The organism is Rhizobium sp. P2_G2 (genome assembly GCF_056403555.1).
The window spans coordinates 1-16,164 of sequence record NZ_JBFUFF010000025.1; the positions used below are offsets into that span (position 1 = coordinate 1).

Sequence of the window (16,164 nt, forward strand, 5' to 3'; positions counted from 1 at the left end):
ATGTACTCGTGGCCGGCAAGGGCGCCAAGGCTGCTGCCGACCAGGCGGCAAAGCTTTCCGGCGTCGCCAAAGTGCTGCTCGCCGATAGCGACGAATATGGCCACAACATCGCCGAAGCGCTCGCCGCCCTGATCGTCAGCCTTGCTCCGAGCTATGACACGATCGTCACGGCGGCCACCGCCACCGGCAAGAGCGTGTTTCCGCGGGTTGCCGCCCTGCTCGATGTGGCCCAGGTGTCCGAGATCATCGAAGTGGTCTCGGCCGACACGTTCAAACGTCCGATCTATGCCGGCAATGCGATCCAGACGGTGCAGGCGACCGACGCCAAGAGGGTGATCACCGTGCGCACGGCAAGCTTTGCCTCTGCAGCGGAAGGTGGCTCGGCCTCCGTCGAGGCAATCGCATCTGCAGCCAACCCAGGCCTGTCGACCCATGTCGGCGATGCCTTGTCGTCATCGGATCGTCCGGAACTGACCTCGGCAAAAATCATCGTCTCGGGTGGCCGGGCGCTGGGTTCGTCGGAAAAATTCCGCGAAGTCATCCTGCCGGTGGCTGACAAGCTGGGTGCGGCCGTGGGCGCCTCGCGTGCTGCCGTCGATGCGGGCTATGCGCCGAACGACTGGCAGGTCGGGCAGACCGGCAAGGTCGTTGCGCCCGATCTTTATGTCGCGGTCGGCATATCCGGTGCCATCCAGCATCTGGCGGGCATGAAGGATTCGAAAGTGATCGTTGCGATCAACAAGGACGAGGAAGCGCCGATCTTCCAAGTTGCCGACTTTGGCCTCGTGGCCGACCTGTTCGAGGCGCTGCCCGAACTCGAAAAGGCCCTTCGAGGCGATTAACCAGGTCTTCGCAATTGCGAAAAAGCTCTGGCTATCCTTGTTGAACGGAAGTATCAAAATGGCCGGGCTTGCGAAATTGCGAGCCCGGCCACTATGATGTGTTGATAAGCGGTTCACCGCCAAAAATCGAAAAAATCTATCACGGGAAAGACCATGGGCAGCGAAATCAGGAATGTCGGTGTGATTGGGGCGGGTCAGATGGGCTGTGGCATAGCCCAGGTTTCCTCCGCCGCCGGCTATCGCGTCCAGCTCTATGATCTGTCTTCCGAGCGCATCGAAGCGGCTCTTGCCACGATCAACGGCAACCTCGCCCGTCAGGTGGCCAACGGCAAGATCACGGAAGAAGAACGCAAGAGCGCGCTTGCCGCCATTTCCGGCTCCGCCGACCTCAACGACCTCGCTTCTGCCGACCTGGTGATCGAAGCGGCGACCGAGGACGAGGCGACCAAGCGCAAGATCTACTCGACCGTCTGTCCGGTCCTGAAGCCGGAAGCGATCCTCGCCACCAATACGTCGTCGCTGTCGATCACCCGGCTCGCCTCCGCGACCGACCGGCCTGAGCATTTCATGGGCATCCACTTCATGAACCCCGTGCCGGTGATGAAGCTCGTCGAACTCGTGCGCGGCATCGCCACCGATGAGGGCACGTTCAACGCGGCCAAGCAATTCGTTACCTCGCTCGAGAAGACGATCACGGTCGCCGAGGATTTCCCGGCTTTCATCGTCAACCGCATCCTGCTGCCGATGATCAATGAAGCAATCTACACGCTCTACGAGGGCGTTGGTTCGGTCGACGCGATCGACACTGCCATGAAGCTCGGCGCCAACCATCCGATGGGACCGCTGCAGCTCGCCGATTTCATCGGCCTCGACACCTGCCTGTCGATCATGCAGGTGCTGCATGACGGTCTGGCCGATTCGAAATACCGTCCGTGTCCGCTCCTGGTGAAATATGTCGAGGCCGGTTGGCTTGGCCGCAAGTCCGGCCGCGGCTTCTATGACTACCGCGGTGCAGTGCCGGTTCCCACCCGTTAAGCGCTTCTTTCATCTTCCCTGTTGCAGCCGGCGCAAAAATCATACAATTTCGCGCCGGCATTCGGCGCTTCGCCGCGGGGAGAAATCTGGAATGACGAGAAGCGATATTTTTGGCATGGGTCCCAATGAAGAGACGGTGACCCGGGTCTTCCTCAAGGGCGGCGGTCTGACGGCGCAGGTGCTCACCTGGGGTGCGATCATCCAGGATTTGCGGCTCGATGGCCACGATGCGCCGCTGGTGCTTGGTTTCGAGACTATGGAAGACTATCTCGTCCACTCGCCCTATTTCGGCGCGACGCCGGGTCGCAACGCCAATCGCATCGCCGACGGCCGCTTCTCGATCGACGGCCACGAATACCATCTCGAACGCAACGAGCGCGGCGTCACCCATCTGCATGGCGGTTCGGATGGCATAGGCAAGCAGAACTGGACGATCGTCGAGCAGACCGAAAGCAAGATCGTGCTCACCATTCTCGACCCGGACGGGCGCGCCGGCTATCCCGGCAACTGCACCATCGTTGCGACGTATGAACTGAAGCCAGACGGTGTGTTGTCGGTGATCTACGAAACCACCACAGACAAGCCGACCATCGCCAATGTCTGCCAGCACAGCTATTTCAACCTCGACGGCGAGCCGATCACCGACGCACACGAACTGCAGATCGCCGCAGACGCCTATCTGCCGACCAATGAAGTGCAAATCCCCGCAGGCGGCCCGCGCGACGTGACTGGAACGGCCTTCGATTTCCGAGACCTGAAATCGGTAGTGCTGGTGGAAGACGGCGAACGGGTCCTGTTCGACCATAATTTCTGCCTGTCGGATGAGCGCGTCACCAAGCGCGAGGTCGCGCGTCTGCGCAGCGAAAAATCTGGCGTCGAAATGCGTGTCCTGACCACGGAGCCTGGTGTCCAGTTCTACGCCGCCTTCAAGGTGGACGTGCCGGTGCCGGGGCTGGAAGGGCGCAGATACGGCCCGTTCTCGGGCCTTTGCCTGGAAACCCAAATCTGGCCGGATGCGATCAATCAAGCCGGCTTCCCGAAGGCGATCCTCAGCCCCGGCAAAGTGCTGCGGCAGGAGACGGACTACGTATTCGCGCGTAGCTGAGGCTTGTTGGCGACTGCTTTATGGCCTAATTTATGGCTCTAAGTTTGGAGCCGTCGATGAACATCACCATTGCCGAGATGAAGGCCAATCTCTCGGAGATCCTGCGCAAGGCCGCGGGCGGCGAGGACGTGGAAATCACGCGGCACGGCAAACCCTATGTGCGTGTCGTCGCGGCCTTGCCGGGACGACCTTTGCCTCGCGTCGGCGCATTCGAAGGGCAGTTCGAGTTGCCGGTTGATTGGGAAGACATTCCAACCGGAATGGAAAAATACAGCTGCTGAGTATATAACTCGTCGCGAATTATATCGAGTATGCAATACTAATCACCTCCGGGACTGATGCCGATGAAGATCGCGATCAAGGACACCACGCTTGATGACCTGGTACGGCGTATCGAGGCAGGCGAGCATGTGACGCTCACGCGTGATGGCAAGCCGATCGCAAAGGTTGAGCCGGCAATCGAGGGCGGTGTTGATCGTCCTCGGCTGTTGGGCGCATTCGAGGGCAAGATTTGGATTGCGGATGATTTTGACGAACTCGGTCCCGAATGGGACGAGTATGTCAAATGAGTGGTCGGCTCTATCTGCTCGACACACATATCGTCATTTGGGCTGTGGGTCAGAAGGAAAAGATCCCTCAGCGATACTTACCCTTTCTTGAGCGTGAGAATCTCTGCACTGTCAGCATCGTCTCCATCTGGGAGATCGCAATCAAGAAAAGCCTGGGAAAATTGCAGATCGAAGATGACCTGGGTATCCTCCTGCTTCGAGCCGGCATCGAAATCCTCCCGGTCACTCTATCTCATATCGCCGTATATGAAGCACTGCCTCACCACCACCGCGATCCATTCGACCGGATGCTGATCGCGCAGGCTATGAGCGAGAATTTGCAGGTCCTGACGGTGGACAGCAATTTCCCGCTCTACGACATCACAATCGCCTAGCCCCGCTGATACGCCTCCACCGTCTGCTCGATCGCCCCGAAGATCGAATGGCCGCTCTTGTCCTTCATCTCGATGCGCACGACGTCGCCAGCCTTGAGGAACGGCGTCTTTGCAGCACCGTGCATCATCGTTTCCACCATGCGCATCTCGGTGATGCAGGAATAGCCGGCACCGCCGTCGGAAATCGGTTTTCCAGGCCCATCGCCGAGCTTGTTCGACACCGTGCCGGAGCCGATGATCGTGCCGGCCGAGAGTGGGCGTGTCCGGGCCGCATGGGCGACAAGCTGGCCGAAATCGAAGGTCATATCGACGCCGGCATTGGCGCGGCCGAACGGCTTGCCGTTCAGGTCGACGGAGAGCGGCAGATGCAGTTTGCCGGCCTGCCAGGCATCGCCTAATTCGTCCGGCGATACGGCCGTGGGCGAAAAGGCGGATGACGGTTTGGCCTGGAAGAAGCCGAAGCCCTTGTTGATCTCGCCGAGTGCCAGCGCGCGAAGGCTTACATCGTTGACCAGCATGACCAGTTGGATCGCCTCGCGCGCCTCTTCTACGCTTGCTCCCATCGGCACGTCCGAGACGATCACCGCCACCTCGCCTTCCATGTCGAGCCCAAGCGCCTCATCCACGAGCGGGATGGGCTGCCGCGGAGCGAGAAAGGTGTCCGATCCGCCCTGATAGATCAGCGGATCGGTCCAGAAGCTCGGGGGCATCTCCATGTTGCGGGATTTTCGCACCAGTTCGACATGATTGACGTAAGCTGAGCAATCGGCCCACTGATAGGCGCGCGGCAGCGGCGAGGCCGCATCATGTTCATGGAACCGCATGGTCGGCTCCGCGCCGGTCTCCAGGCCTTCGGCGACGCGCCTCAGCCGCGGGGCAGCATGTTCCCAGTCGTCCAGCGCGTTTTGCAACGTCCGGGCGATGTGCCCGACTTCGGAGCAGCGCGTCAAATCCTTTGACACGACCACCAGCCGGCCGTCACGCGTTGAATCCCTGAGTGTTGCGAGTTTCATGCTGTTCCCCCCAATGCTTTTGGCGCCGCGACGCACGGCGAAACGCAATGGTGCAGCAATCCGCAGCGTTTGTCACCCGTTGTCGGGATGGGCGAATGCCGGCATCCTCTTCGGCGAAGAAACGAGGATGCTGTTTCGTAGTAATATTACGCGAGATGCGCTGCGCAGGGAGGAAGTGAGCCATGCCGACATTTACCGGAACCATCGACAGCGAAATCATTACGCCTGACGAAGTGTCGCCGAGCGTCGTTATCTCCGGAGCCAGCCGGCCGGGAAACCTGGCGGATACGATCTTTGGCGGCGGCGGCGACGATACCATCGCGGGCGGTGGCGGCGATGACAGCATTGCCGGCGGAATGGGCAACGACTTGGTGTCGATGGGCGCCGGAGACGATCTCTTTCACTGGGGACCAGGCGACGGCAACGATACGATCACGGGCGGCAAGGGCGAGGACACGCTCGATTTCAGCGGCGCCAATATCGCGGAAGTCATCAATCTGACCGCGGTCGGCTCGCATCTCGACTTCTTCAGGAACGTCGCCAATATCAATCTCGACGTACAGGGCTTCGAGACGATCGTTTTTCACGCCCTGGCCGGCGCCGACACGATCACCGTCGGCAATCTCGCCGGCACGGGCATCGAGAATGTCGTACTCGATCTCGCTTCCGCCGGCGGCGAGACCGATACGGTGGCAATCGAAGGCTCGGACCTCGCCGATACAATAAGCGTAACAGGATCCGGCGCGTCTTCCGGTACGGGGGCCTCGACTTGGAAGACAAGCATTCAGGCTGCGGATCCAACGGATCTGCTGCAGGTCTTCGCGCTCGCAGGCGATGATGCCATCGACATCAACAGCGGCGTGGTTTCCAAGTACACGTTCAGCCTGGATGGCGGTGACGGCRCCGACACTGCGACATTTGTCGCCAGCAAGAACGATTTCGAGATCATGGCGCAGAACAATGCCGGAGCGATCAGCCTCGGTACGGATGCAGGTGCGCTCGCGCTTACCAGCATCGAACATCTCGTCATTCAAGCCGGTGCTGCGGCGGAATTCCTGTCGCTATCCGATTTCACCGGTTCCTCCGTCGACCGGGTCGATATCGACCTCACGCGCGGCGCCGGCTTCTCCGACACCGTGTCGGCTTTCGGCACGGCCAACGGCGACTTCATCACCATTTCCGACAACGGTTCTGCGCTCGTCGTCACTGGGCTCGCGGCCAAACTCACGGTCGAGGGCGCCGATGCGAAAGATATGATCGCCATCCAAGGCGGATTCGGTGCGGATGTGATCGATGCCAGTGACGTGACGACGAGTGCGACAGGCTTTTCCCTGAATGGCGGCGATGATGCTGATGTGCTGATCGGATCGAAGAATGCCGATGTGATCACCGGCGGCCGTGGCAATGACACAGCTATCATGGGAGACGGCAATGACAGGTACATTTGGCAGCCCGGAGACGAAAACGATACTGTCCTTGGTCAGGGTGGCAAGGACACGCTGGATTTCTTCGGCGCCAATATCGCGGAAAACATGGTTCTCTCTTCCCCCGTCGATGGGCAGGCAAATCTCTTCGCAACGTCGCCAATATCAATATGCATCTGCGCGGCGTCGAGCAGGTCATGCTTCACGCTCTCGGGGGAGCCGACAACATTGCGATCGATAATCTGACCGGCAGCAGCGTTGAATCGGTCGTGATCGATCTCGAATCCACGCTCGGCACGGGTTTGAGAGACGGCCAGGTGGACAATGTCGCCACATTTGGCACCGGCATGGCCGACAGCGTGCAAATTAAAACCACCACTGCCGGTCTGGCAATCACCGGCCTGCCGTGGCGCGTCACCGTCGCGCATGAGGATACGTTTGATACGGTGTCATTCGTCGCCGGCACAGGCAGTGACATGATTGATGCGTCTGGTGCCGCATCCGGGCAAAATCTCACGCTCAACGGCGGCGCCGGCAACGATACGATCATTGGCGGTCTCTCCAGTGACACGTTCCTGTTCAGCACGCCGCTGGATGCCACATCCAACGTCGATACGATCAAGAAATTCTCCGTCGACAACGACACGATCGCGCTTGATGATAGTGTTTTTGTGGGTGTCGGGCCGGTTGGCAGCCTTTCCGCGGATGCCTTCCATGTCGGGACATCGGCGACCGATACATTGCAGCGCATCATCTATGACAGCGCGACAGGCAATCTCTACTTCGATGCCGATGGCTCGGACGGTGCAGCGCAGATATTGTTCGCTCACCTGCAGCCGGGTCTTTCACTCACCAGCAGCGACTTTTCGGTCGTCTAGCGCTGTGGGATGATCGAGATGCGGGTCGACCTCGACGCCCCTGGCGGTTTGGTGCTGCAGGTGCACATCGTGCAGCCATTCGCGCCAGACGGAAACGAGCAGCGCCATCAGCACCGGTCCGATGAACAGGCCGAGGAAGCCCATCGTCTTGACGCCGCCGATCAGGCCGAAGAATGTCGGCAGGAACGGCAGCTTGATTGGACCGCCGACAAGCCTCGGCCGCAGCGTCTTATCGACGATGAAGAGTTCCACCGAGCCCCAGGCGACGAGTGCCATGCCCTCGACCCAATTGCCGGTGGCGACCAAGTAGACGGAGACGAGGCAGAAGCAGAGCGGAGCGCCACCAGGGATCAACGCCATGATGCCGGTGATCAGCCCGAGCGAGACGGGTGACGGAACGCCGCAAAGCCAGTAGGCGACACCGAGCACGATGCCCTCGCCGATGGCGATCATCGTCATGCCGGTCACGGTCGAACTGATGGTCAGCGGCACGATGCGCGAGACGCGCTCCCAACGGCCGGGCAATACGCTTTCGCCGATCAGATCGAGCTGCGCCACCAGGTCCTCGCCGTTGCGATAGACGAAGAAGAGGGTGATCAGCATGAAGAGCAGCGTCAGCACCCAATGGAAGGCCGTGGCGCCGACAATGACGATGCCCTTGTAGATATTGCTGATATTAGAGCCGCTGATCGCCTGCACAAGCTCGCCCAGGCCACCGGGATGGCCGAGATTTTTCGTCCACTGTTCGGCCACCATGTCGCCGACGACAGGTATCTTCGACATCCAGAGCGGCACGGCCGCGCCCGCGGCATTGGCGTGGATCGCCCAGGCCGCCCAGATCTTCGTTTCTTTGAAGGCATAGACGGCAGTCAGCGACAAAGGTGCGACGATGAAGAAGACGACCAGAAGGATGGCAATCGTCGCACCCCAGCTACGATTGCCCCCGATATTGCCGAGCAGCCACCGATAGATCGGCCAGCTGGCAAAACCGATAATGAGCGCTGCAAGCGCCGGCACAAGGAAGCCGTAGAAGAAATAGGCGCCGGCGAGGAGCACGAAAACCAGGAGCCAGCGCGCGATCGAATGCGGCGCCACGAGCACGGCATTCGTGCGCTGGCTGCTGACAATCAGCGTGCGCTCGATCAGCGGCTCTTTCGGATCGCGGTTGAACACATTCATCTGTTTTCTCGCTCTTGAGGATGCGCGCCGCCGACTATGCCATCGAAATGCTCGCTAGCCCACTTTCTTCATGAATCCTAGCGACATTCCGTTAATTTGATATCTTGAGCTCGGTCAGTCTGACCATATCTGGGAACGGGTGCGAACGCAGGCAACCCCGCCCCCGATCGCTCAACACCCTGGCGAGCGCTATTATTCCGCCAATATGGAAACCCGTCCGCACGAATAGTCGCAATTTAAAATTTTAATCGGCACATTTACGAATGTTTGACAGGCCCGGCGTAAGGATTGCAGCACTTCAGCGGTGGTGGGTGCAATAGAGGGTTCTCCATGACGGGAAAATCGCGTTTTTTTGGCAATGGGCATGACGACAATTCCGACCATCACGGCTCCTGGCACGATGACGGCCAGTGGGGCGATGACAATGGCGGCGACGACAACGGCGATGATGATGGCGGGGACGACAACGGCCACGATCATGGCGGCGGCAATCCGTCCGCGCAGTTTCATTTCGATCTTCCGACCTCGTTCAAGGTCAATCTCAATAGTCTCGACCTGAAGTCGCTCGGCAAGGTCACCAATTTCGATGTCGAGGACAATCTGATCAGCGTCACGCTGGGTCATAAGTGGACATTCGAAATCACCGGTTCCGATCTCGACATCACCGTCGAAAAAGGCAAGCTTCCCACAATCGATGGCGGCACGATCAGTTCCTTTTCCATCGACGGCCCCGGCAAGGCCGACTTCTCGATTTCCGGCCTCGATATCGACGCCAAGGACTTCGTCAAGGCCGTCACGCACCTTGACGCGACCAAGCTCCTGAGTATGGTGCTGGGCGGCGACGAGACGATTTCCGGCTCCGGCTACAGCGACCTGCTCTATGGCGGCAAAGGTGACGACACGCTTTTGGGCAACAAGGGCGTCGACGAGCTGATGGGCGGCGCGGGCAATGACGTCCTCAATGGCGGCCAGCAGAGCGACCTCCTCATCGGTGGCGCCGGCGCGGACCGTTTTGTTTTCGAGGCCAAGTCGGGCATGGACCTGATCCTCGATTTCGATCCGAATTCCGACAAGCTCGACCTCACGGCGCTCGGCTTCTCCAGTCTCGACGATGTGCTGCCCGGCCAGGGCCACGGCTGGCACGGCGGTGAAGACGACAAGCATGGCCATGGCGATGCCGGCCGCTGCTGGCAGCAATCCGACCATGGCGACGTCGTTCTCGATCTCGGCGACGGCAACATGGTCAAGCTGTTCGGCGTCAGCGCTTCGGAGCTGAACAGCGACAACGTTCTGATCTGATTGGGAATTTTTAAGCGCCGGCCATGATAGCGCCGGCGCTTTCATCCGTTATGGGGCCGAATGAGGCCAGCATGGCTTAGCGGTCTCACGCACCTGATCTGGGCTCAAGTCGACCCTTCCCGCCGTTCCCATAAAGTCGCTGCATCGCCGAGCGCTACGAAAAGCCGCTACTCCTGAACGGAAAGCGTCAGGCCATGCTTGACCGTCTTGAGCGCGATCAGGCTCTTGTATTTTCGCACCAGCGCCGGTTGCTCATTCATCAGCCGGTCGATGAAAGCATTGTATTCTTCGAGATTGCGGACAGCCACAAGCAGGACGAGGTCGACATCGCCGGTGACATACCAGCAGGATTGAATTTCTGGCGCGCGATCCAGCCACCGCTGGAATTGCTCCAGCGTGTGCCGGTATTCGTTCTGGATTTCGAGCTCGACCAGGATGGACAGGGTACGATCGACGGCCTTCGGACTGACCACAGCCACGATCCTCTCGATCATCCCATCTTGCTTGAGCTTGTTGATCCGCCTTTCGACAGCCGAGGTGGATAGATTGACGGTATCGGCAATGACCTTGCCGGGAATATCGGCACTTTCCTGCAGGATCGAGAGAATGGTTCGATCGATGTCGTCCATGGCGCCAAACTCTTCATTTTCACGGAAAATCCGCGACAATTTTCTGAACGGCGCGGTTTGTCCGCGTTGAAAATCCGTAGCATCTCTGCATGACAAAACAAGCGCCTCTCTCTTCCCTCAATATCGACGATGCACGCCAACGCATCGATCCGATCTTTCTCAACACGCAACTGCTGCATTCCGAAAGTCTCGGACTGTCGCTTGTCGCCAAGGACGAGACGGACAATCCGATCCGTAGCTTTAAAGGTCGAGGGACAGGATATTTCCTGGCCGGTCTCGCCGGTGGCAGAACGACTCTGGTCACGGCATCGGCCGGAAATTTCGGTCAGGGGCTCGCCTATAATGCCGCGCGACAGGGGCGATCCCTGGTCGTCTTTGCCAGCCTCAACGCCAATCCGCTGAAGATCGAGGCAATGCGCCGGTTCGGGGCGGAGGTCATTCTTGCCGGCGAAGATTTCGACGCCGCCAAGGCGGAAGCCAAAGTCTACGCGTCCGAGCGGAACCTGTCTTTCGTCGAAGACGGCGCAAGTGCCGCGATTGCCGAGGGTGCCGGAACGATCGCGGCGGAGCTCACCGAAGCGGTCGACGATATCGACGCCGTTTTCATTCCGCTCGGCAACGGTGCTCTGGCGGCTGGAATGGGATGCTGGTTCAAATCCAAATCGCCGCGGACAAGGGTCGTCGCCGTCGCCGCAAAGGGCGCGCCCTGCATGGCGCTGTCTTTCAATGCGAGGAAGGCGATCCCGACCCGCGAGGCGCACACGATCGCCGACGGAATTGCCGTTCGGATTCCCGTGCCATCGGCTGTGGAATGGCTTGCAGAGACCGTGGACGAGGTCGTTCTCGTCGATGACGATCAGATACTCGGCGCGATGCGGTTTGCCCACGAAACATGGAACAGCATCGTCGAGCCGGCCGGAGCGGCGGGGCTTGCAGCTATTCTTGCACAAGCGTCCGTGCTGAACGGCCGCCGCATTGCGACTATGCTGTGCGGCGCCAACCTCGCGGAGCAACAGATCAAGACGTGGCTACCATCGGCCGGAAGGCATGATGGGAATATCGGCTAGAGCAATGCCTTTGGTCGGGCTGAGTTCAGCGGGTATCACCACATGTGCAATTGCCCCCGCTGGTTCGCTTGCCTGGGGGCTAAAGCAGGAAATCACCCTTGACGAGCGCCACATGCGTGCCGAGCTCGATTTCGAAATCGGCATGCTTGTCGCCGTCGATATCGCCCTCGACCAGCGTGTGGCCGTGGTGGAAGGTGTAGCGTAGTTCGCCTTCCTGACCCGAGAATGCGTGACTGCCGATGAAATGAAACGAGGTGGTCGATGGGTCGGACGACGTGGCGTCGATGCCACGGAGGTCGAGCTGATCGTGATCGGCATGGGAAAAATCGGTGATCAGGTCGCGGCCGGTGCGCGCCGCTGTGCTTTCGGTAAGAGAACGGTAGATGAACTTGTCGGCACCGTCGCCGCCCGTCAGGATGTCACGGCCGTCGCCACCCTGTATGGTTTCGGCTTCACGCCCGCCGATGATCTGGTCATTGCCGGCCATGCCGCTGATCAGCCCCGTGCAGATGCCATCATGGCCGTCATAGTTGTCGCCGCCGGTGCCGAGCAGGATGCTGCCATTCATCTCGCCGCTGTTGCGGATATGCTCCGCACCCGTGCCGAACTGTCCATAGAACGAGGCGAAACCGGAGATCACGCCGCGGTTCAGCAGCGTCAAATCCTCCGAACCCTTGTAGAGGATCGCATTGTTGGTCACATCGATCGTGCCGCGATTGACGATTTCGGACCTCCAACTGGCATTGGAAGTAAGCGAGATGCCGCCGCCGCCCAGCAGCAGGCCGTCATTGTGTATCGACGAGCTGTCGGCGGTGACCGCGATGCCAAAGCCCACCTCGGCGAAGATCTTGCCGGTATCGCCGACCTCCACTTTCTGACCTGAATTGGCAGCCGTCTGGTTGGCGACCAGCACCACCCCGCCCCAATAGGCGCTGACCTGCCCATCGACGATCACCGTTTGCTGGCTGCCATAACCATAGATGGCAAAGTCGAGCGCGCTACCGACACTGCGGTTGGTGTTGGCGACGATGCCGTTCTCGGCGATGTAGAGGCTGTCGGTGTCGGCCAGGTTGATCTGTGAGCCGGCACCCACCAGGGTGCCGGTCACGGTTCTCAATGTGCTCATGATAAGGTTTTCCGTTTGTATCGTTCAGGGGGAGACCATGAAGGGGTTGGCTGTCACAGAAGAAAGTCGCCCTTGGCGAGCGCCACATGCGTGCCGAGTTCGATTTCGAAATCGGCGGTCTTGTCGCCGTTGGTGTCGCCCGAGATCAGGGTGTGGCCGCCGTGGAAGACGTAACGGAGCTGGCCCTCCTGGCCGCTGAAGGCTGCGGTGCCGATCAGGTGGAAGGTATCGTTGGTCGCCTCGGTCGAGGCCGTGGCGTCGATGAGGGAAAGATCGATCCTGTCGTGGTCGACATGAGAGAAGTCGGTGATCAGGTCGCGGCCCGCCTTGGCGACGGTGGAGTCCAGGGCGGCGGCGAAGATGAAATGGTCCGCACCGCCCCCGCCAGCGAGGACGTCACGCCCTGCATCGCCCTCGAACTGTTCGGCGGCGTCCCCGCCTACGATCCGGTCGTCGCCAATGCCGCCCTGAACGAGGCCCGACACGGCGCCGCCGCTTCCATCATAGCTGTCGGCACCGTCGCCGAAGAAGATGCCGCCGGACATCGTACCGGTGTTGCGAACCGATATGTTGCCGGTGTCGGTGGCACAATCGATCGCCAGGGCCGCGCCCGATATCAGGCCGCTATTGGTCACCGCGACATTGTCGCTTCCGGTCAGAAAAATGCCGTCATAGTTTATGCTGTGGATCGTGCCGCTATTGTCGATCCTGTCATTGCCGCCGTCTCCGTGCAGGCCAAGACTGGCGACATATGCCTCGATCACACCGTGATTGACGACGGTGGAACCATGCCCCCAGAGGATGGCCGCTTCCGATTGGAGCGAGGAAAGATAGCCGTTCTCTCCGACGATCAATGTCTGATTGAAAGCACCCGCACCGCCCATATAGGCGCCGAAGAGACCTCCGAATGCCGTCCCCTGGATGTTCACTGTCTGATTATTGCCTGACGTGTGCACGACCTCGGAGCCCGTGCTCGCGAGCGTCACACCGCTTTCGATGAGGGCGCTGTTCGAGGTGCCGAGCTCGGCGATGACTCCGGAATCCTTCAGGGATATATCGTAAACGACGAGAGACATGGTCCGACCTTTCCTGGCGTCGCGATCGGCGACGGAGAGCCTGTTTGCAGCGTGCTTGAGCGGTCCGGTCGCAAAATCCAGCCCGGGTTTTCGCGGTCCTTTACGACTGTCAGATATTTTACGTATGTAAAATATGATTTATTCGGCACCATAGAGAAAATCGACGAAATATTTTACAGGTGACAAATGCAGGGGAGTCCAAACAGATGTCCCGCCAATGATCGAAGCCGCCTGAACGTGGCCCGTAACAAGGGCATTGCGGTACCGACGATGATCGAGATCACTCAAGTCCCGGAACTCATCCGGCAGACCGTCGACTGGCACTTGCGCTGTCGCGCCAACTGCTGTTGGAGGTGGCGCAGTTCAACGGACGTCAGCTCCTGAACGCTGATCTGACCTGTCTGCTCGGCGGATTCATCGCCGGCTGAAAGTGCGTCGCCGCGCTGAAAACCTGACTGGCCCTGTTCCAGCCGCCGCTTGCGCCACGGCTTCTTTCTGAAGCCAGCGTGACGCCGCGCAGCGAATCTGCTCGGCGATTTTTCTACCCATCGTCTGATATATCACTTGACCACGATTTTAATTTTGTATATTGAAGATTTTATACAATCTTGGAGGTTTGAGCATGACGACGGGTTGGCATGGTGTATTTCCGGCGGTAACGACGCAGTTCCACGAGGATCTTTCCATCGACATGGATGCGACGCAGCGCGTCCAGGATGCGCTGGTGAAGGATGGCGTGAACGGCCTGATCATTCTCGGCACCTGCGGCGAGAACAATTCGCTCGATCCCGAAGAGAAGCGCAGGGTGCTCAAGGGCGCCGTCGAAGTGGTGAATGGCCGCGTGCCGGTGGTGACAGGCATTTCGGAATTTGATACCCGCCGCGCCATCGCTTATGCGAAGGATGCCGAAAAGCTCGGTGCCGACGGCCTGATGCTCCTGCCGGCCATGGTGTATGTGCCGAAGCCCGAAGAGCTTGCCGCCCATTTCCGCGCCGTGGCGGAAGCGACCGCGCTGCCGATCATGCTCTACAACAACCCGCCTGCCTATCGCGTCAATATCGGCGCCGACGTGCTGAAGTCGCTGGAAAACGTCAAGAACATCAAGGCGGTGAAGGAAAGCGCGCCCGATCCGCGTCGCTTCACCGACCTGATCAACGCGTTCGGCGACCGCTTCGACCTCTTCGCCGGTCTCGATGACGTCGCACTGGAAGGCCTGATGCTCGGCGCCAAGGGTTGGATATCCGGCCTCACCAGCGCCTTCCCGGAAGAATCGGTAGCATTGGTCGCAGCCGCCGATCGTGGTGATTGGCAAGAGGCGCGGCGCATCTATCGTTGGTTCATGCCACTCTTGCATCTCGATGCGGAGCACGACCTCGTGCAGACGATCAAGCTCGCCGAGCAGATCATGGGCCGCGGCTCTGAACGCGTCCGCATGCCGCGCATGCCGCTTACCGGCGCCCGCCGCGCCGAGGTCATCGCCATGGTCGAAAAGGCTGCCGCTACCCGGCCGACCGCGAGGAAAAAGGCGGCCTGAGAGCAGGCGCGACCTTTACGCTCAGATGCGCGACCTCCAGGCTCGCCTTGCTCAGCAGGGCGAGCCGAACTTTCTTAAGCAGCGCTCGTAGAGAGCGCTGGATTCAGTCTCGATCCGAAGAGCCAAAGGTGTCAGGCCGCCTCGACTGTTTCCTGCTTTTTACCCAGCAACTCGACCAAGCCGCCACGCACGTGGTCGATATGGGTGTAGAGCAGAGCGGCAGCTTCCGAAAATTTTCCAACCCGGCAAAGCCTGACCATGTCGGCATGTTCGGCCATGGCGCGCATGCGATCCGCCTCGATATTGGACAACTGGATGCGCGTGTGACGATCGCAATCGTTCAGCAGGCTGTGCACAGTCGACAGCATCCGCGGACTGCGGGCGTGGCTGTAAAGCAGCAGATGGAACTCGACATTCAGGTCGTTCCAGCGCGCAACGTCCTGCTTGCCGATCGAATCCTCATAGCGTGCGAGAATGTTGCCGAGCGCCTCGAAATCGTCCGTTGTCAGGTGCGGCGCGGAGCGTTCGAGCAGAAACGGTTCCAGCAGCATGCGCATGTTGAACAGCTCTTCGATCTCCTCGGCACTGAGCTTGACGACCACCGCGCCGCGATGCGGCATAATCTTCACCAAGCCTTCGCTTTCGAGCAGCAGCAGCGCCTCGCGGATCGGAATCCGGCTAATACCGAACTCCTGCGCAAGGTCTTCCTGTTTGAGCTGGAAGCCCGGCGCGAAACTCCCACCAAGAATACGGCTGCGGATTTCATCGGCCGCCGCCGTGGAAATTGTCTTGTGTTTCAGGCCTTTGCTGACAGGAACCAAGGAGCGCACCATATTGTTCGCGCCGATAATTCGGCGATTGCACATTTTATACAATTGGCGGGACAAAACTTCAAACTGAAGATTCCGGCTCGCTTTCAGAATTCCGCTTCCGCCCGCCGTCGGATTTTCGATCGGAACCGAACGCTTGTTCCTGTCGTTTGCAAGACATCGACCAATCAAGAAAAGGAGTTCG

General features: G+C 59.7%; 17 protein-coding genes and 1 pseudogene. 11 read left to right on the forward strand and 7 right to left on the reverse strand.

All coding sequences use genetic code 11. The features are described from left to right. From AC1D06_RS18740 to AC1D06_RS18765, 6 genes are all read left to right on the forward strand, one after another. The coding region (locus AC1D06_RS18740) for an electron transfer flavoprotein subunit alpha/FixB family protein (protein WP_477987402.1) at positions 1–842 on the forward strand (842 nt) is incomplete at its 5' end. Between the two features lie 153 nt (positions 843–995). Next, positions 996–1,877: a 3-hydroxybutyryl-CoA dehydrogenase gene (locus tag AC1D06_RS18745; protein ID WP_477987403.1), complete on the forward strand. Its 882-nt coding sequence runs from the start codon at positions 996–998 to the stop codon at positions 1,875–1,877. Between the two features lie 91 nt (positions 1,878–1,968). After that, positions 1,969–2,982, forward strand: a complete 1,014-nt coding sequence (locus tag AC1D06_RS18750) for an aldose epimerase family protein (protein WP_477987404.1) — start codon at positions 1,969–1,971, stop codon at positions 2,980–2,982. 56 nt (positions 2,983–3,038) lie between these two features. Next, positions 3,039–3,263, forward strand: a complete 225-nt coding sequence (locus AC1D06_RS18755; protein ID WP_477987405.1) for a type II toxin-antitoxin system Phd/YefM family antitoxin — start codon at positions 3,039–3,041, stop codon at positions 3,261–3,263. A gap of 63 nt (positions 3,264–3,326) precedes the next feature. After that, positions 3,327–3,551, forward strand: coding sequence for a type II toxin-antitoxin system Phd/YefM family antitoxin (locus tag AC1D06_RS18760; protein WP_477987406.1), 225 nt, complete (start codon positions 3,327–3,329; stop codon positions 3,549–3,551). After that, complete coding sequence (locus tag AC1D06_RS18765; protein WP_477875924.1) at positions 3,548–3,925, forward strand: type II toxin-antitoxin system VapC family toxin; 378 nt, start codon at positions 3,548–3,550, stop codon at positions 3,923–3,925. The genes AC1D06_RS18760 and AC1D06_RS18765 overlap by 4 nt, the downstream gene beginning before the upstream one ends. Here AC1D06_RS18765 and AC1D06_RS18770 read toward each other — a convergent pair. Then, the gene (locus AC1D06_RS18770; RefSeq protein WP_477987408.1) at positions 3,922–4,938 is read right to left on the reverse strand and encodes a fumarylacetoacetate hydrolase family protein; all 1,017 of its coding nucleotides are present in this window, start codon (positions 4,936–4,938) and stop codon (positions 3,922–3,924) included. The two genes, AC1D06_RS18765 and AC1D06_RS18770, sit on opposite strands and share 4 nt — an antisense overlap. Positions 4,939–5,120: 182 nt before the next feature. Here AC1D06_RS18770 and AC1D06_RS18775 point away from each other — a divergent pair, with 182 nt between their 5' ends. After that, positions 5,121–6,608 (forward strand): hypothetical protein, encoded by a 1,488-nt coding sequence (locus AC1D06_RS18775; protein WP_477987409.1) that lies wholly within the window; start codon positions 5,121–5,123, stop codon positions 6,606–6,608. Further along, a complete protein-coding gene (locus AC1D06_RS18780; protein ID WP_477987411.1) occupies positions 6,560–7,240 on the forward strand; it encodes a calcium-binding protein in 681 nt (226 codons plus the stop codon). Before AC1D06_RS18775 ends, AC1D06_RS18780 begins: the two co-directional genes overlap by 49 nt. On the opposite strand, the gene AC1D06_RS18785 is transcribed toward AC1D06_RS18780, so the two are convergent. Beyond that, positions 7,208–8,419: an AI-2E family transporter gene (locus AC1D06_RS18785; protein ID WP_477875921.1), complete on the reverse strand. Its 1,212-nt coding sequence runs from the start codon at positions 8,417–8,419 to the stop codon at positions 7,208–7,210. The two genes, AC1D06_RS18780 and AC1D06_RS18785, sit on opposite strands and share 33 nt — an antisense overlap. 330 nt (positions 8,420–8,749) lie before the next feature. Between AC1D06_RS18785 and AC1D06_RS18790 the strand changes: the two genes are divergently transcribed. Next, on the forward strand, positions 8,750–9,718 hold the full coding sequence (locus AC1D06_RS18790; protein WP_477987412.1) for a calcium-binding protein: 969 nt from the start codon (positions 8,750–8,752) through the stop codon (positions 9,716–9,718). Between the two features lie 167 nt (positions 9,719–9,885). Here the strand turns inward: AC1D06_RS18790 and AC1D06_RS18795 are convergent, their stop codons facing one another. Continuing rightward, the gene (locus tag AC1D06_RS18795) at positions 9,886–10,347 is read right to left on the reverse strand and encodes an Lrp/AsnC family transcriptional regulator (RefSeq protein WP_477987413.1); all 462 of its coding nucleotides are present in this window, start codon (positions 10,345–10,347) and stop codon (positions 9,886–9,888) included. Between the two features lie 89 nt (positions 10,348–10,436). On the opposite strand from AC1D06_RS18795, the gene AC1D06_RS18800 reads away from it, so the two are divergent. Beyond that, a complete protein-coding gene (locus tag AC1D06_RS18800; protein WP_477987414.1) occupies positions 10,437–11,414 on the forward strand; it encodes a threonine ammonia-lyase in 978 nt (325 codons plus the stop codon). 79 nt (positions 11,415–11,493) lie between these two features. On the opposite strand, the gene AC1D06_RS18805 is transcribed toward AC1D06_RS18800, so the two are convergent. Next, positions 11,494–12,540: a M10 family metallopeptidase C-terminal domain-containing protein gene (locus AC1D06_RS18805; protein ID WP_477987415.1), complete on the reverse strand. Its 1,047-nt coding sequence runs from the start codon at positions 12,538–12,540 to the stop codon at positions 11,494–11,496. A 53-nt stretch (positions 12,541–12,593) separates the two neighbouring features. Then, the gene (locus AC1D06_RS18810; protein WP_477875916.1) at positions 12,594–13,616 is read right to left on the reverse strand and encodes a calcium-binding protein; all 1,023 of its coding nucleotides are present in this window, start codon (positions 13,614–13,616) and stop codon (positions 12,594–12,596) included. A 622-nt stretch (positions 13,617–14,238) separates the two neighbouring features. Here AC1D06_RS18810 and AC1D06_RS18815 point away from each other — a divergent pair. Then, a complete protein-coding gene (locus AC1D06_RS18815; protein ID WP_477875915.1) occupies positions 14,239–15,150 on the forward strand; it encodes a dihydrodipicolinate synthase family protein in 912 nt (303 codons plus the stop codon). A gap of 131 nt (positions 15,151–15,281) precedes the next feature. On the opposite strand, the gene AC1D06_RS18820 is transcribed toward AC1D06_RS18815, so the two are convergent. Together AC1D06_RS18820 and AC1D06_RS18825 are read right to left on the reverse strand one after the other, a co-directional pair. Next, positions 15,282–15,770 (reverse strand): GntR family transcriptional regulator, encoded by a 489-nt coding sequence (locus tag AC1D06_RS18820; protein ID WP_477876055.1) that lies wholly within the window; start codon positions 15,768–15,770, stop codon positions 15,282–15,284. A 36-nt stretch (positions 15,771–15,806) separates the two neighbouring features. Further along, a pseudogene (locus tag AC1D06_RS18825) lies at positions 15,807–16,016 on the reverse strand (GntR family transcriptional regulator); the annotation flags it as partial. Positions 16,017–16,164: the final 148 nt, after the last annotated feature.

Bases quoted from the DNA above. Each gene is read 5' to 3' on its own strand.
- AC1D06_RS18745 (WP_477987403.1), top strand. From the start codon at position 996: ATGGGCAGCGAAATCAGGAATGTCGGTGTGATTGGGGCGGGTCAGATG.
- AC1D06_RS18750 (WP_477987404.1), top strand. From the start codon at position 1,969: ATGACGAGAAGCGATATTTTTGGCATGGGTCCCAATGAAGAGACGGTG.
- AC1D06_RS18755 (WP_477987405.1), top strand. From the start codon at position 3,039: ATGAACATCACCATTGCCGAGATGAAGGCCAATCTCTCGGAGATCCTG.
- AC1D06_RS18760 (WP_477987406.1), top strand. From the start codon at position 3,327: ATGAAGATCGCGATCAAGGACACCACGCTTGATGACCTGGTACGGCGT.
- AC1D06_RS18765 (WP_477875924.1), top strand. From the start codon at position 3,548: ATGAGTGGTCGGCTCTATCTGCTCGACACACATATCGTCATTTGGGCT.
- AC1D06_RS18770 (WP_477987408.1), bottom strand. From the start codon at position 4,938: ATGAAACTCGCAACACTCAGGGATTCAACGCGTGACGGCCGGCTGGTG.
- AC1D06_RS18780 (WP_477987411.1), top strand. From the start codon at position 6,560: ATGCTTCACGCTCTCGGGGGAGCCGACAACATTGCGATCGATAATCTG.
- AC1D06_RS18785 (WP_477875921.1), bottom strand. From the start codon at position 8,419: ATGAATGTGTTCAACCGCGATCCGAAAGAGCCGCTGATCGAGCGCACG.
- AC1D06_RS18790 (WP_477987412.1), top strand. From the start codon at position 8,750: ATGACGGGAAAATCGCGTTTTTTTGGCAATGGGCATGACGACAATTCC.
- AC1D06_RS18795 (WP_477987413.1), bottom strand. From the start codon at position 10,347: ATGGACGACATCGATCGAACCATTCTCTCGATCCTGCAGGAAAGTGCC.
- AC1D06_RS18800 (WP_477987414.1), top strand. From the start codon at position 10,437: ATGACAAAACAAGCGCCTCTCTCTTCCCTCAATATCGACGATGCACGC.
- AC1D06_RS18805 (WP_477987415.1), bottom strand. From the start codon at position 12,540: ATGAGCACATTGAGAACCGTGACCGGCACCCTGGTGGGTGCCGGCTCA.
- AC1D06_RS18810 (WP_477875916.1), bottom strand. From the start codon at position 13,616: ATGTCTCTCGTCGTTTACGATATATCCCTGAAGGATTCCGGAGTCATC.
- AC1D06_RS18815 (WP_477875915.1), top strand. From the start codon at position 14,239: ATGACGACGGGTTGGCATGGTGTATTTCCGGCGGTAACGACGCAGTTC.
- AC1D06_RS18820 (WP_477876055.1), bottom strand. From the start codon at position 15,770: ATGCCGCATCGCGGCGCGGTGGTCGTCAAGCTCAGTGCCGAGGAGATC.